The organism is Cryobacterium sp. LW097, from assembly GCF_002205495.2.
GTDB classification, from domain to species: domain Bacteria; phylum Actinomycetota; class Actinomycetes; order Actinomycetales; family Microbacteriaceae; genus Cryobacterium; species Cryobacterium zongtaii.
Window position 1 is genome coordinate 1,008,340 of the sequence record NZ_CP021992.1, and the last position, 14,207, is coordinate 1,022,546.

Annotated in this window: 14 protein-coding genes and 1 tRNA gene; 7 read left to right on the plus strand and 8 right to left on the minus strand. The window is 67.5% G+C overall.

The annotated features are described in order from the left end of the window. Positions 1–884 precede the first annotated feature (884 nt). Genes B7495_RS04650 through B7495_RS04660 form a run of 3 tightly spaced genes read left to right on the plus strand, consistent with a single transcriptional unit; the run spans position 885 to position 3,553 of the window. A complete protein-coding gene (locus B7495_RS04650; protein WP_134480754.1) occupies positions 885–1,688 on the plus strand; it encodes an ABC transporter ATP-binding protein in 804 nt (267 codons plus the stop codon). Further along, positions 1,664–3,238 carry a hypothetical protein gene (locus B7495_RS04655; RefSeq protein ID WP_240632399.1) on the plus strand — a complete coding sequence of 525 codons (1,575 nt, stop codon included), beginning with the start codon at positions 1,664–1,666 and terminating at the stop codon, positions 3,236–3,238. Before B7495_RS04650 ends, B7495_RS04655 begins: the two co-directional genes overlap by 25 nt. 18 nt (positions 3,239–3,256) lie before the next feature. After that, complete coding sequence (locus tag B7495_RS04660; RefSeq protein ID WP_088455545.1) at positions 3,257–3,553, plus strand: DUF3039 domain-containing protein; 297 nt, start codon at positions 3,257–3,259, stop codon at positions 3,551–3,553. 32 nt (positions 3,554–3,585) lie between these two features. Here the strand turns inward: B7495_RS04660 and B7495_RS04665 are convergent, their stop codons facing one another. Together B7495_RS04665 and B7495_RS04670 are read right to left on the minus strand one after the other, a co-directional pair. Further along, entirely contained in the window at positions 3,586–4,923 is a 1,338-nt protein-coding gene (locus B7495_RS04665) for a nicotinate phosphoribosyltransferase (protein WP_088455546.1), read from the minus strand. A gap of 145 nt (positions 4,924–5,068) precedes the next feature. Further along, positions 5,069–6,370: a beta-ketoacyl synthase gene (locus tag B7495_RS04670; protein ID WP_198414981.1), complete on the minus strand. Its 1,302-nt coding sequence runs from the start codon at positions 6,368–6,370 to the stop codon at positions 5,069–5,071. A gap of 109 nt (positions 6,371–6,479) precedes the next feature. On the opposite strand from B7495_RS04670, the gene murI reads away from it, so the two are divergent. The 4 genes from murI to B7495_RS04690 all read left to right on the plus strand — a co-directional run bounded on the left by murI (position 6,480) and on the right by B7495_RS04690 (position 9,678). Further along, positions 6,480–7,367 carry a glutamate racemase gene (murI, locus tag B7495_RS04675; RefSeq protein WP_088457910.1) on the plus strand — a complete coding sequence of 296 codons (888 nt, stop codon included), beginning with the start codon at positions 6,480–6,482 and terminating at the stop codon, positions 7,365–7,367. After that, positions 7,364–8,098: a ribonuclease PH gene (gene rph, locus B7495_RS04680; RefSeq protein ID WP_088455547.1), complete on the plus strand. Its 735-nt coding sequence runs from the start codon at positions 7,364–7,366 to the stop codon at positions 8,096–8,098. Before murI ends, rph begins: the two co-directional genes overlap by 4 nt. Before the next feature lies 1 nt (position 8,099). Then, complete coding sequence (gene rdgB, locus B7495_RS04685; protein ID WP_088455548.1) at positions 8,100–8,690, plus strand: RdgB/HAM1 family non-canonical purine NTP pyrophosphatase; 591 nt, start codon at positions 8,100–8,102, stop codon at positions 8,688–8,690. Positions 8,691–8,757: 67 nt separating this feature from the next. After that, the gene (locus tag B7495_RS04690) at positions 8,758–9,678 is read left to right on the plus strand and encodes a cation diffusion facilitator family transporter (protein ID WP_088455549.1); all 921 of its coding nucleotides are present in this window, start codon (positions 8,758–8,760) and stop codon (positions 9,676–9,678) included. A gap of 29 nt (positions 9,679–9,707) precedes the next feature. Here B7495_RS04690 and B7495_RS04695 read toward each other — a convergent pair whose 3' ends face one another. The 6 genes from B7495_RS04695 to B7495_RS04720 form a co-directional block, all read right to left on the minus strand. Next, complete coding sequence (locus B7495_RS04695; protein ID WP_088455550.1) at positions 9,708–10,442, minus strand: DedA family protein; 735 nt, start codon at positions 10,440–10,442, stop codon at positions 9,708–9,710. Between the two features lie 107 nt (positions 10,443–10,549). After that, entirely contained in the window at positions 10,550–11,227 is a 678-nt protein-coding gene (locus B7495_RS04700) for a DedA family protein (RefSeq protein WP_174776258.1), read from the minus strand. Between the two features lie 3 nt (positions 11,228–11,230). Continuing rightward, entirely contained in the window at positions 11,231–11,893 is a 663-nt protein-coding gene (locus B7495_RS04705; protein WP_165788009.1) for a heme oxygenase (biliverdin-producing), read from the minus strand. A 132-nt stretch (positions 11,894–12,025) separates the two neighbouring features. Next, positions 12,026–12,107, minus strand: a tRNA-Leu gene (locus B7495_RS04710). 419 nt (positions 12,108–12,526) lie between these two features. Continuing rightward, positions 12,527–13,636 (minus strand): tyrosine-type recombinase/integrase, encoded by a 1,110-nt coding sequence (locus B7495_RS04715; RefSeq protein ID WP_240632400.1) that lies wholly within the window; start codon positions 13,634–13,636, stop codon positions 12,527–12,529. Further along, a complete protein-coding gene (locus tag B7495_RS04720) occupies positions 13,608–14,189 on the minus strand; it encodes a helix-turn-helix transcriptional regulator (RefSeq protein ID WP_088455552.1) in 582 nt (193 codons plus the stop codon). Before B7495_RS04720 ends, B7495_RS04715 begins: the two co-directional genes overlap by 29 nt. Positions 14,190–14,207 lie beyond the last annotated feature (18 nt).

Here is a 14,207-nt window from a genome sequence, read left to right on the forward strand (position 1 = left end):
TCGCCAAGGCCACCAGGCTGCCGGCCACGACGACGTCCACGGCCGATACCGCGGAGGCCGTCGAGGCCGCCGCCGCGGCCTCCGAGCTGGACCTGCCCGCCGGCCCCGCGGAGGTCGGCCCCGAGAAGGCCAAGACCGCGGCCGCCCGCTCGAGCAGCGCCCGGACCGCGGCTTCGAAGGCCGCTGCCGCCAAGGCCGCTGCCGCCAAGACCGAATCGGCCACCAAGGCCGGCGCGGCCCGCGCCGCAGCGACCAAGTCCGCCGCGGCGAAGTCTGCCGCCGCCAGGACCGCCGCCACAGCGTCTGCACGTGCCGCCACCGCGGCGGCTGCCGCCGCCGCTGCGGCACGATCGGCTGCCGTTGAGGACGCACCAGCCGCTGCGGAATCCGTCACTATAGAGCCCGTAACGAAAGCGCCCGTCGCCTCAGTGCCCGACACGGCCGCGCCCGCTGCACCCGAGCCCGACGCCACCATGGTGCTGCCGGTCGTGCCGGTCGCCCCCGCGCTCTCCGCCGACGACGAGACCGTCGTCTTGACGATGCCGGCCTCGCCGGAGTCCGACGACACCGTTGTGCTCACCGTGACCCCTGCGACGAGCGCCCCTGCCTCCGAGCCGGCCCAGCCCGCGAAGCGGCCGTTCTGGCGGCTGCCCAGGTTTGCTCCGAAGCAGACCGAGGCCGTGTCTCCGACCGACCTCGGCGCTGCCGAGCGCACGGATGCCGTGGCAGCCGGGGTACCAGCGAGCCCCGAAGCCCCTGTTGCACCCGCTCGGACTACGGTGCCCGTCGTCTCGGCCGCGGATCGCACCGGCCAGGCCACCGCGGTCCCCGAACCCGTTGTCGGTGCCACGGCGCAGCGCATCCCGCCGGTAGTGCGCAAGCCGATGGCCCCGCGCACCGGCGCATCCGCCGTCATCGGGGCGTCCCCTCGCGTGGAGATCGCGGTCAGCGGGCTGAACAAGAGCTTTGGCCAGAACGTGGCCGTCGCCGACGTCAACCTCGAAGTTCGGGCCGGGTCGTTCTACGGCATCGTCGGCCCTAACGGCGCGGGTAAGACCACCACGCTGTCGATGATCACCGGGCTGCTGCGGCCGGACTCCGGTTCGATCCAGGTACACGGCGTGGACGTGTGGGCCGACCCGATCGCCGCCAAGCGCACCATTGGAGTCCTCCCGGACCGGCTGCGGCTGTTCGACAGGCTCACCGGTGCACAGCTTCTCTACTATTCCGGCGTGCTGCGGGGCCTCGAGAGCGAAACCGTGCGGGCCCGGTCCGCCGACCTGGCCGCGGCGTTCGGCCTTGAGGATGCTCTCAACCGTTTGGTCGCCGACTACTCGGCGGGCATGACCAAGAAGATCGCCCTGGCCTGCGCGATGATCCACTCGCCGCGCGTGCTGGTGCTCGACGAACCGTTCGAATCGGTCGACCCGGTGTCGGCCGTGAACGTCACCGAGATTCTGCAGCGCTACGTCGCTGCCGGCGGAACGGTGATTCTCTCCAGCCACGGTATGGACCTCATCCAGAGGGTCTGCGACCACGTGGCGATCATTGTGCAGGGTTCGGTGCTGGCCGCGGGAACGATCGACGAGGTGCGCGGCAACGTGTCACTCGAAGAACGCTTCGTCGACCTCGCCGGCGGACGAAAGGTTGCGGAGGGCCTGGAGTGGTTGCACAATTTCTCGGACTGAAACTGAGGCTGCTCGCCAATCTGTTCCGGCGTAGCCCCTGGCAGGTCGTGGGAGTGGTGCTCGGCCTGCTCTACGGGCTGCTCGTCGCCGCGGCCCTGGTGGCCATGCTCATCACGTTCCGGTTCGTCGACGACGTCGGCGCCATTCGGGAGGGCCTCATCGTGGCCGGCTCGCTGGTGGTGCTCGGCTTCTTCCTCGTGCCGCTCGTCTTCGGCGTGGACGACAGCATGGACCCGCGCAAATTCTCCACCCTGGGCATCCCGAACAAGCAGCTGTCGTTCGGCCTCGCCGTATCCGCACTCGTCGGCGTACCGGCGACCACCCTCGCGCTGGTGCTGCTGGGCACCATCGTGACCTGGTCCAGGGGTGTGGGGGAGACCCTGTTCGCCATCCTGGCGGCCGCGCTGCTTCTGGCGACCTGCATGCTCGCCTCCCGGGTGAGCACGTCCATCTCGGCATTCCTGCTGTCCACCCGCCGCGCCCGCGAGTTCACCGGCATCATCGGCATCCTGCTGATCGTCATGATCACCCCCGTGGTGGTCCTGCTGGTCAATGTGGACTGGAGCAAATACGGGCTCGACGTGCTCGGCGGTTTCGCGAGCATCCTCGGCTGGACGCCGCTGGGCGCAGCGTGGGCCGTGCCGGGAGACGCCGCTGTCGGCGACTGGGGGATCGCCTTCCTCAAGCTCCTCATCGCCGCCGCGACCGTGTACCTGCTCTGGCTCGCCTGGCAGGGTCTGGTGGCCCGGATGCTCATCACGCCGGGTCGCGAGGCTCAGGCCAAGGCCTACGTCGGCCTGGGCTGGTTCGACCGGATGCCGCACAACCCGATCGGTGCGATCGCCGCCCGCAGCATCACCTACTGGGGCCGCGACCCGCGCTACTGGGTCTCGCTGATCATGATCCCCATCGTCCCGGTCCTGGTGATCCTGCCTCTCGTCTTCGCGGGGATGCCCTTCGAATACCTCGTCCTCGTTCCGGTGCCTCTGATGTGCGTCTTCCTCGGCTGGACGCTGCACAACGACGTCGCGTATGACCACACCGCCATCTGGCTGCACGTGGTCTCCGGACCGCGCGGAGTGGCCGACCGCGTCGGCCGGCTCGTTCCGGCGCTCTTCGTGGGCATCCCGTTGATCGGGCTGGGCTCGGCCGTCAGCGTCAGCGTGCACGGGGACTGGGCGGTGCTGCCCGGTCTGCTCGGCGTGAGCACCTGCATCCTGCTCGCCGGGCTGGGCTTCTCCAGCTTCACGTCGGCCCGGTTCCCCTACCCGGCGACCAAGCCAGGGGACAGCCCGTTCGCGCAGCCGCAGTCGTCGGATACCGCCGCCGCGATCATCCAGTCGTTCACCTTCGTCGGGTCCATCGTGGTGGCCCTGCCGGCCATCGTGTGCGCCGTTCTGGGTGTCTTCGTGGATCCGGTGTGGAACCTGCCGGCTCTCTACTGGGGGCTCGGCATCGGCTTCGTCATGCTGATCGGCGGGGTCTGGCTGGGCTCGCGGACCTTCGAACGCCGTGGTCCCGAAATGCTCTCCTCCGCATTGCGCGCGTAGCTGCATACACTTGATTCCATGACACACGACATTCGCGCGAGCATCGCAGAGCCTGGCCGCGGCCCAGATATTGGTGGCGGAACATCCACCCTCGATCGTGAACTCGAGGAACTGCTCAACCAGGAGCAGATCGAGCCCGGTGACCACGAACGCTTTTCGCACTACGTGCCGAAGGACAAGATCCTCGAGTCGGCGATGACCGGCAAGCCGGTCAAGGCGCTGTGTGGCAAGAAGTGGCTGCCGGGCCGCGACCCGGAGAAGTTCCCGGTCTGCCCGACCTGCAAGTCAATCTACGAAAAGATGAAGCAGGACTAACCCGTTCGTTGGTCGAGCTTGTCGACACCCCGCTAGCGGAACACCGTCGGGATGACGGCGTCGCCGCGGCCGAGCCTGAACGCATCGATCGGCAGCTCACGCATGGCTGCGGCGTTCTGCTCGCGGGCCAGCCGGGTGCCGGCTGCGCCCACGTAGCGTTCGTCGACAACCCCGGCCTCCATGAGCGGCACCAGCAACGACCGTTCCGTGGCTCCGGCGGCGTGGGGTTCGTGGGCGTCAACCGGTGCGTCCGTCGGGCCGTTCGCCGCCACCATAACGATCTCTTCGCGCGCCGTGCCTGTCGCGTCAAGCAGTCGCACGGCGCTCTTGCGCCCGCCGACCGAGGCCTTAGAGGCCGAGGTTTTCGCCACCGAAACCCACTCGTCTGCGGTGTTCCTGTGCGCCACCAGCTTGTAGACCATGCCGGCGGCCGGTGCGCCGGACCCTGTCACGAGTGAGGTACCCACCCCGAACGCATCCACCGGCGACGCGGACAGCGCCGCGATCGAGTACTCGTCCAGGTCGCTGGTGACGGTGATCTGGGTGTTCACGGCGCCGAGCGAGTCCAGCTGGGCGCGCGCGGCGGCGGCGACGGTGGGAAGGTCGCCGGAGTCGATGCGGATCGAACCCAGCCCGGTGCCGGCCACGGAGACGGCCAGTTCGATGCCGCGCTCGATGTTGTAGGTGTCAACCAGCAGCGTGGTCGACGCGCCGAACGCATCCACCTGGGCCCGAAAGGCGTCCTCTTCGGTGTCGTGCAGCAGAGTGAAGGAATGCGCGGCGGTGCCCATGGTGGGGATGCCCCAGCTCCGGCCGGCTTCGAGGTTGCTGGTGGAGGCGAACCCGGCGATATACGCGGCGCGGGCCGCGGCCACGGCGGAGTGTTCGCCCGTGCGGCGGGATCCCATCTCGGCCAGCGGCCGACCCAGGCTCACCGACACCATGCGGGCGGCGGCGCTGGCCACGGCGCTGTCGTAGTTGAGCACGCTGAGGATCAGGGTCTCGAGCACGACGCACTCGGCGAAGGTGCCGTCGACCTGTATCAGTGGCGAGCCCGGGAAGTACGCGTCGCCTTCGCGGTATCCCCAGATGTTGCCGCTGAAGGAGTAGTCCGCCAGCCAGTCGAGGGTGGGCGGGCGCACCACGTTGTTGGCGCGCAGCCAGTCGAGTTCAGCCTCGTCGAACCTGAAATCACGGATCAGGTCGAGCAGGCGGCCGGTGCCGGCCACGATCCCGTACCGTCGGCCGGCGGGCAGCCGCCGGGCGAAGGCCTCGAACATGCACTCCCGGTTCGCGGTGCCGCTCTGGATCGCGGCATCCACCATGGTGAGTTCGTAGCGGTCGGTTCGAAAGGCAGAAGTCTCGGTCACGCGAGAAGCCTAGCCGTCACCGCACTGCCCGGGCTGGACGCCCGGTGCACACCCTCCCGCCGCCCGTTCGCCGAGATACGTCAAACGGCCCCGTCAGATGCACTGAAGGGGCCGTCTGCGGCAACTCGCGGATCCTGGCTGGGGCCTACAGGGCGCCGAAGGCGACGATGCAGTTCTGCCCGCCGAAGCCGAACGCGTTCACCAGGGCGTGCTTGATCGGCTGGATGCGCGCGGTGAGCGGCGTGTAATCCAGGGTGCAGTCCGGGTCGGGGGTGCGCAGGTTGATCGTGGGCGGCACAATGCCGTTCTTGATCGACAGGGCGCCGACCAGGGCGGACAGGGCTCCGGCAGCGCCGATCATGTGCCCGGTCATCGACTTCGGCGCGGTGATGGAGATCTTGTCGGCGAAGTGGCGCAGTGAGTTGCGGATCGCGAGGGTCTCCGCCTTGTCGTTGGCCTGGGTGGAGGTGCCGTGAGCCACGATCATGTCGATGTCGGCCGGGTTGAGCCGGCTCTTGTCCAGGGCGCGGGTGATCGCCTGGCTGGCGTAGGTGCCCGACGGGTCGGGGGCCACGATGCTGAAGCCGTCGCTGGTGAGCGCCCCACCGAGCACCTCGGCGTAGACGCGGGCACCCCGGGCGCGGGCGTGGGAGAGCAGCTCCATGACGAACACCACGGCGCCCTCGCCGAAGACCAGGCCGTTGCGGTTGGCGTCGAACGGGCGGCTGGCCTCGGTGGGTTCGTCGTTGTGGGTGGATGCGGCGTGCATGGCGTTCAGCCCGGCGAACATCACCGGGGTGATGGCGGCCTCGACACCGCCGGCGATCACGACGTCGGCGTCGCCGGTGACGAGCATGGTGCGCGCCTCGAGGAGGGCGTAGGCACCGCTCGCGCAGGCCAGGGCGCTGGCGTTCACCGGGCCGTGCACGCCCAGGTCGATGGCGATCTCGCAGGCGGCCATGTTCATCAGCGACTGCGGAACGAAGCGGGGCGAGATGCGGCGGGCGCTGCCGGCGTTGACGTGCTCGGTGGCATCCTGGATCTCGGCGTAGCCGGACACGGCGCTATTGACGATGACGCCGGTGTGGATACCCTCCATTGACGGCCCGAAGCCGGCGTCCGCGACTGCCTCGCGGGCCGCGGCGATCGCCAGCTGGGAGGCGCGCGAGGCCCGCTTGACCTGCTTGATCGACATCCGCGTGGCCGGGTCGAAGTCCTTCACCTCACCGGCGATCTGGGTGGGCAGGTCGGTGGCGTCGAACTGCGTGATGCGGGCGACACCGCTGCGGCCGTTGGTCAGGCCGTCCCAGGTTTCGGTCCACGAATTACCGAGGGGCGTCAGTGCGCCCAGTCCGGTGATTACGACTCGATCATTCATGACGATCATCTCCTCAGACGGCGCGAGGGACGTCTCCGGTGCGGGCTCTGCCTGGTTGGCCTGGCCCATATGCCGAGTGTAGTTACGGCTATATTCCGGCCCACGTACGTTGGGCGGTTCTGGGCATATAGCGGTGTCCAGCGTGGCCGAAGGCCGAACCCGGCTAGGCTTGATCGACGTGACTGATGCACCGATTGGGATTTTCGACTCCGGGGTCGGCGGGCTTACCGTCGCCCGGGCCATCAAGGACCAACTGCCCAACGAGTCGATCCTGTATATCGGCGACACCGCGCATTCGCCCTACGGGCCGAAGAAGATCGCCGATGTCCGCGAGTACGCACTCGAGGTTCTCGACGACCTGGTGTCCCAAGATGTGAAGTTGCTGGTAATCGCCTGCAACACCGCTTCTGCGGCCGTGTTGAGGGATGCCAGGGAACGTTACAGCGTCCCGGTGATCGAGGTTATCCAGCCCGCGGTGCGCCGTGCGGTGGGCACCACCCGCAACAAGAGGGTCGGCGTGGTCGGTACGGCGGGCACCGTGAACTCTCGGGCCTACAACGACGCGTTCGCCGCGGCCACCGACATCCAGCTGTTCTCGCAGGCCTGCCCGCGCTTCGTGGAGTTCGTCGAATCTGGAGTCACCACAGGCGCGGAAGTGTTGCGCGTCGCCGAGCAATACCTCGCACCGCTCAAGGCCGCCGACGTGGACACGCTCGTACTCGGCTGCACCCACTACCCGTTCCTGCGCGGGGTCATCTCCTACGTCATGGGTGACGCGGTGACGCTGGTCTCCAGCCACACTGAGACGGCCAACGACGTCTACAGGGTGCTGGTGGGCCAAGGTCTCGAACGGGTGGATGCCGCCCCGCCCAGCTACCGCTACGAGGCCACCGGCGATAGCGCCGACGACTTCCTCCGCCTCGCCCACCGCCTACTCGGCCCGGAGATCTCCCACGTGGACCTCGTCGCGACCGGCACCATCAGTCTCAGCGAGGTGACCAGACTGGCCGCCTCGACCGCTCGATCCCGCCTCTTCACCCCCCGTCATTCCAAGGAGAACCCGTGACCGACATCCTGCGCGCCGATGGCCGCACCAACGACCAGCTGCGCCCCGTCACCATCGAGCGCGGCTGGAGCGACCAGGCCGAGGGATCCGCGCTGATCTCCTTCGGCCGAACCAAGGTGCTCGCCACCGCGTCGTTCACCAACGGCGTGCCGCGTTGGATGGCCGGCAAGGGCAAGGGCTGGGTCACCGCCGAATACTCGATGCTGCCGCGCTCGACGAACTCCCGCATGGACCGCGAGTCGGTCAAGGGCCGTATCGGTGGCCGCACCCACGAGATCAGCCGGCTGATCGGTCGGAGCCTGCGCGCCGTCGTCGACATGAAGGCGCTCGGCGAGAACACCATCGTCATCGACTGTGACGTGCTGCAGGCCGACGGCGGCACCCGCACCGCCGCCATCACCGGCGCCTACGTGGCGCTGGCCGACGCCCTCGAATGGGGCCGTGAGAAGAAGTTCATCGCCCAGAAGGCCCAGCCGCTCACCGACAGTGTCGCGGCCGTCTCGGTGGGCATCATCGCCGGCGTGCCGATGCTCGACCTCGCCTACACCGAGGACGTGCGCGCCGAGACCGACATGAACGTCGTCGTCACCGGTCGCGGCAAGTTCATCGAGGTGCAGGGCACGGCCGAGGGCGCCCCCTTCGACCGCAGCGAGCTCGACTCTCTGCTCGACCTGGCCCTCGGCGGGGCGATCACGCTCACCGAGCTGCAGAAGACCACGCTGGGCCGCTGACATGCGCGTCGTTCTCGCCACCCACAACGCCCACAAGGTCGAGGAGCTGCGCCGCATCCTCGCGCCCATGCTGCCGGACCTGGAGGTGCTGGCCTACGACGGGCCGGAGCCTGTCGAGAACGGCGCGACGTTCACCGAGAACGCGCTGATCAAGGCGCGTGCCGCCGCCGCGCACACCGGCCTGCCCGCGATCGCGGATGACTCCGGCATCTGCGTCGATGTGCTGGGCGGCGCACCCGGCATCTTCTCTGCCCGCTGGGGCGGGCCGGCGCGGGACTCCGAGGAGAATCTGCGTCTGCTGCTCTGGCAGCTCAGCGACATGACCGACGAACACCGGGCCGGTCACTTCACCTGCGTGGCTGCGCTGGCGCTGCCGAACGGCGTAGAACGGGCTGTCTCGGGGGAGTGGCCGGGTCGTATCTTGCGGGAGCCGGCCGGTGCCGGCGGCTTCGGCTACGACCCGATCTTCCAGCCGGACGGACAGGACGTATCGGCCGCCGAACTGCCCGCCGACGTGAAGAACGCCGAGAGCCACCGGGCAGTCGCCTTTGCAGCCCTCGGGCCGGTACTCACCGAGCTTCTAGCCAGCTGAGAACGGCACTCATTCCCAACTAGCCGCTGGGCTGGCTTTCGCCCGGGCGGGCTCGTAGCGTTGACGCATGGGCCACGATCACGCATCCGCTTCGACGAGCAATCGTTCACGCCTGTCGATCGTGATCGGCCTGGTCGCTGCGGTCCTCGTCGTCGAAATCGTCGGTGCCTGGATCACCGGCTCGCTGGCGTTGCTCGCCGATGCCGGCCACATGTTCTCCGACCTGGCCGGTCTGATCATCGCTCTCACCGCTACCGTCGTCGCGGCCCGCCCCGCCACCGATCGGCAGACCTTCGGCTACCAGCGGGCCGAGGTGTTCGGTGCGCTGCTCAACGGCCTGATCCTGATCGTGGTGGCGGGCTTCGTGGTCGTCGGTGCCATCAACCGGCTGACCTCCGGCGCCACCGCCGAGGTTCTGGCCGGCCCGATGCTCGTGGTGGCCGTGGTCGGCCTGCTGGCCAACATCGTCGGGATCCTGCTGTTGCGTCCGGCCGCGGCCGGGTCGATCAACATGCGCGGCGCCTACCTCGAGGTGCTCGGCGATGCGCTGGGATCGGTAGCCGTGATCGCGGCGGCCGTCGTCATCCTACTGACCGGTTTCGCGCAGGCGGACGCCATCGCATCACTGGTGATCGCCACGATGATCATTCCGCGGGCCTTCGGTCTGCTGCGCGACGTGGTGCGGGTGTTCAGCGAGTCGGTGCCGGCGGATACCGATGTGCGGGCGATCCGGGAGCACCTCGAGGGCACCGCCGGCGTCGTGGCCGTGCACGACGTGCACGTGTGGGCGATCACGTCGGGGTCACACGTGTTCAGCGCCCACATCGTCGTCGAACCCGAGCTGCTCGCGGCCGGACGGTCGGGCGCGCTGCTTCGCGAGCTGTCCGGATGCCTGTCCGACCACTTCGACGTCGAGCACTCCACGTTTCAGCTCGAGCCGGCCGATCATGCGGCGGATGCCGAACACGAGCACCACTCGCACCGCTGACGTTCTGAGCGTCACGCGCTGAGGAGGGGTCAGGCCTCGTGCTTGCCGTCGTTGTCGGTTTTGAAGGTCTCGGGATCGAGCACCAGGTTCTTCGGGTCAACGGTCACGCCGGACCGGGCCTCGCGGCGGGCTTTCACGGTGGACTGCACGTAGTGGTAGATCGTGGGGAGCAGGGTGAGCACAACGGCGCCCAGCAGGATCAGGTCGATGTAGTTGCGCACGAAGTCGGCCAGCGGCGGGATGTAGCCAAGGAAGTAGCCGAAGAAGGTGAGGCCGGCGCCCCAGATCATGGCGCCGATGAAGTTGTACAGGCTGTACTTGCGGTAGTCCATGTGTCCGACGCCCGCGGCGACCGGGGCGAAGGTGCGCACGATCGGCACGAAGCGGGCGGCGATCACGGCGAATCCGCCGAAGCGCACAAAGAAGGCGTTCGTGCGTTGCACGTTCTTGACGCTGAACAGGCCCGATTCCTTGCGCTCGAACACCCGCGGGCCGAGCCTGTGGCCGATCAGGTAACCCACCTCGCCGCCGACGAAGGCGGCAGCACCGATGGCCAGGGCCACCCACCAGATGTCGATGGTGATGATGTCGAAGAAGACGAACAGGCCGGTGATGACGAGCAGGGTGTCACCGGGGAGCAGGAACCCGATCAGCAGGCCGGTCTCGGCGAAGACGATCGCGCACACACCAAGCAGCGCCCAGGGTCCGAATCCGTTGATGAGGATCTCGGGGTCGAGCCAGGGGATGAGTGCTGTGTTAATCACGAAGAAAACTCCAGTCGTCGGCGGCTAGATCGGCCAGTCGGCGGTGATCGCTTGCGTCGCTACAGGTTAGCGCGTTCTGGCATCTGAAGGCCTGATGAAGGGGTGGGCTAACCCCCCAATGTGTTGTGAGATCCGGTGCTCGTGCGGGCGTCGAGGCGCATCTGGGCACGATCGGCGAACCAGGTGCGCAGGCCGAAAACTATCGACGCCGTGATGAAGAAACCCGCGATGATGTAGGCCGCGCTCTTCACTCCGGGGATCGCTGCGGCGTAGTAGCCCGTCAGGGTGATGCCCACACCCCAAGCCAGGGCTCCGACGATGTTGCTGGAGAGGAATTTGTAGTAGTTCATGCGGCCGACTCCGGCAACGACGGGAACGAAAACCCGTGCCCACGGCATGAAACGCGCCACGACCACCGCCCACCAGCCGTACTTGAGGTAGAAGGACTCGGTCTTCACAATTGCCAATTGGGTGCGCCGGCCACCGCGTTTGTCGAGGTAGCCGCGACCGTATCGTCGACCGAGCAGGAAGCCCACCTGGTCGCCGAGGAACGCGGCGATCCCGACGCCGACGGCGAGCACCACGATGTTCAGGTTGGTCGTGGACGCTGCCACCAGGCCGGCGCCGAACAGGAGCGAGTCACCGGTGACGAACGGGATGAACACCCCCAGGAACAGGGCAGTGCCGGCGAACACGAGGGCCCAGACGAGCAGGTAGAACACCACGACTCCCGCGCTGGAGAGGAAGTCGCTGAGCTGGCCGTCCAGGGCCGCGGCGCGGACCATCGGCTAGCGCGCCAACCCGTCGAAAACGGCGCCGTTGTAGGTGAACGCGGCATCGACCTCCGCGACGAGGGCGTTCACCTCGGCCGGTGCAAGCGACATGGCATTCAGCCGATCGCGGTAGGCACGCTTGTATTGCACGATGTTGTTGATCGCATCGAACCTGTAGAAGCCCAGCTGTTCGGGCGCGGCACCGTAGTACCGGGCCACGAGAGCCGCGATGGCCTGGCCGCCCGACAGGTCACCGAGGTAGCGGGTGTAATGGTGGGCCAGGCAGCGCACCCTGTCGGCACTGGTGAGGGACTGCAAGTGGGCGATGTACTCGGTCGTCGCCGGTAGCGGCGGATGCTCGCGGCGCCAGTCGTCGACGCCCAGCGCGGCGAGGTCGCTTTCGATGGCGGGCAGCCGGTCGAGGGCGGGGTCGAAGACGTCGATGCGGTCGACCTGGGATACCCGGTCGACGAGCTGCTCGAGAGCCTCATAGACCCAGGCGTACTGCCCGAGGTACCGGGTGTAGTCCGCGAGCGAGAGCGCACCGCTCATCAGTTCGGTGATGAAGGACCGCGTTTCGGTATCGCGGTGCTGAGTGCTCGAGCTGGCGCGAAGGTAGTCGGCCAGATTCTGCTGCTGGTCCTGGGGGCGCTGTGGAGAGCTGGGGGTCGCGGTCATGAGAACCGATCTGCTGGGAGACGAGTAAGGCAATCCTAACCACAGCGTATTCAGGGTGGCCAGCATCGAAGAGAATTCTCGGTTACAGCGGAGCCGGACGGCATCTGAGTGCCGACAGCCGGAGCCCGTCGGTGCGGGAGAAGGGACTTGAACCCTCACGCTCGAAAGCACAGGTACCTAAAACCTGCGTGTATACCAATTTCACCACTCCCGCGAGTGAGGCTCCAGTCTAGAGTGCCCTGGTTCTGCGCCGGAGTGGTGGAACGGTCACCCGTCCGGTCAGGCTGTGGATAACTCGCACGCGCGTGGCCGGTTGTGCAGCAGGATTCCTTCATGACCGAGGCCGTGCGCATCATCACCGAGCAGGTGCGGCTGCGCGTGCGCCGCGACGGCGTCGACCTGGCCGCCGACGACGCCCTCGCCGACCAATACGTGCGCGACGAGGTGCGCCGGTACAGCGAACGGGCCCTCGGCGGATCACTGCCGTTGCTCACCGATGAGTTCCAGGCCAGCAGAGAGGTGGTCGCCGCGCTCACCGGGTTCGGTGCCCTGCAACCGTTCCTCGACGACCCCGACATCGAGGAGATCTGGATCATTTCCCCGGATGCCCTCAGATCGTTGATTTCACGGAGGTTACGCGCCTGCAGTCCGCAGGGAGTCCGCAGGAATCGCCAGAGCGCCATCCATCAGGGACTGAGACGCGGACCGGGTGCGGTCGTCGGCGTTCGGCCAGAGGTGGCTGTAGGTGTTCAGGGTCACGGACGCGGACCGGTGCCCAAGTGCTCGCTGCACCGTCACGACGTCGCACCCTGAGGCGATCAGGCCGGAAGCGTAGAAGTGCCGCAAGTCGTGCAGGCGCACACCGTTCAGGTCTAGGCGCGCGGTCAGCCGGTCCCAGTGGTACGCGATGGTGCGCGGCCAGATCGGGCCCCCGTCACGCCCTGGGAGAATCCAGTTGTCATCGCCATAGACGCCGACGTTCTCGACGTGCGCCGAGAGGATCAGGAGCAAGCTGTCAGCCACGGGGATGACGCGCTCTGACCCGTACTTGGGTGAGCGGATCTCGATAGCCATCCCCGGCGTTCGCTGCACCTGGCGCAGTACCGAGATGGTGCGGGGCAGGAAGTTGATATCTGCGAGCTGCAGGCCGTTGACCTCACCTAGCCTCAGGCCGGCGAACGCTGCGAGGGCGACAACGGGCCTGAACCAGTCCTCAGCGCCATCGTAGAGCCGTCGAACGTCCTCAGGCGTCGGGATGTCCATTGCCATGTCGGCGCGGCGTTTGCGTGGCAGGGAGACGCCCTCAGACGGGTCCACGCTGAGCGCCCGATCTCGCACCGCAGCGCGCAGCACCGAGCGCACGTTGCGCACGCGGCCGTGAATGGTCAGCGGCGCGAGGCCGGCCGCAGACATGGCCTTGATCCAAGACTCCACGTGTGAGCGCTTGAGCGCCCGGAGCTCGACGCCCTCGAACGAGCACGACCGCACGGAGAGATCCATCGCGCGCCGCGTGCCTGTCTCCCAGACCTGCCGCTCAGCCCAGATGAGATAGAAGGCGGTCAGTGTCACCTTGCCCGCTGCAGGGCTGACGTAGGTCCCCGTGACCATCCCAGCCGTGACGCCATCGAGCCACCGCTGGCCGTCGATCTTGCGGTCGAAGTGCCGGGCGTGTTCCTTGCCCTCGTCGTCGCGGTACCGAGCCCGCCACGAGCCGTTAGGGCGCTTCTGGATGCTCGCCATCATTGCCCCCTGATCGGTTCATGCCGGCCATGTCACGCACAAGCTGCAGGCGCTTGTACTCGAAGTCCGCCTCTGTCGCTACGAGCGTGTCGAGTACGCGCATGGATCTTTGACGCGCCTCATCGCGATATGTCTCAAGTTCGTTGAGTCGTCGGTCGAGTTCATCCATCGCGGGGAAGTCGCCAGCGAGCACGGGCATGAAGAAGATGGCGCCGGGTGGTAGGCCGAAGATCAGGCCGAAGGCGAACAACTCGGCAACACGCAGGGGTCGCTTGCCGGCCTCCAACTTGGCAATCGTCGTCTGATGCAGGTCGAATCCATATTCAGATAGCTTGACGGCCATCTCGTTTTGGGACCAGCCGCGCTGCTCCCGAAGTTGCTTGAGCTTGGCGCAGAAACCCCGTTCCACTTCAAGGCTCATCGCCTGCATGGCCGGCGCTGGGCGTTTGGGTTGCGACTCGGCGGCGACCTGTAGGGCCTCTACCGTCGAGCCACGCAGGAACATGGCCTGCTCGTCAGTCGACCATTCGTCGAAGCCTGGGGGGAGTTCACTCATGCGGCCGAGCCTATGCGA